Source organism: Paraburkholderia sp. RL18-085-BIA-A, assembly GCF_046027075.1.
In the GTDB taxonomy this organism is placed as follows: domain Bacteria; phylum Pseudomonadota; class Gammaproteobacteria; order Burkholderiales; family Burkholderiaceae; genus Paraburkholderia.
The window spans coordinates 1-363 of the sequence record NZ_JARESU010000660.1; the positions used below are offsets into that span (position 1 = coordinate 1).

General features: G+C 66.4%; 1 pseudogene. It reads right to left on the reverse strand.

The features are described from left to right. Window positions 1-363, reverse strand: a pseudogene (locus P0D89_RS54285) (hypothetical protein); the annotation flags it as partial.

Here is a 363-nt window from a genome sequence, read left to right on the forward strand (position 1 = left end):
AGTGATCACCCGGGTGCGAAAGCGCCCCGGGGTGCGCCGATTGACGCGGCGATCGAAGATCAGTTGCACCTGGCCCGGGCGTCCGATGTCCAGGTTCTCGCGGATGACCTGCTCGAAGAAGATGCGGCCTGTCACCGGTCGATCGAGCACTTGGGGCAGCGCGAACTCGGCCTGCAGGATCGACAGCGCGTAGCGGTAGCCCGCGGCTCGACCGGGACGCTCGAATGGATGCGGCAGCCGTGCCAGCCACTTGCGCAGCCCATCAATCTTGCGCTCGTCGAGCCCATCGCAGATTCGCTGCAGCGCCTTGGGGTCTTCGCACCAGAGGATGCCGTTGTCCAGCGCCTCGAAGGCGATGCCGCA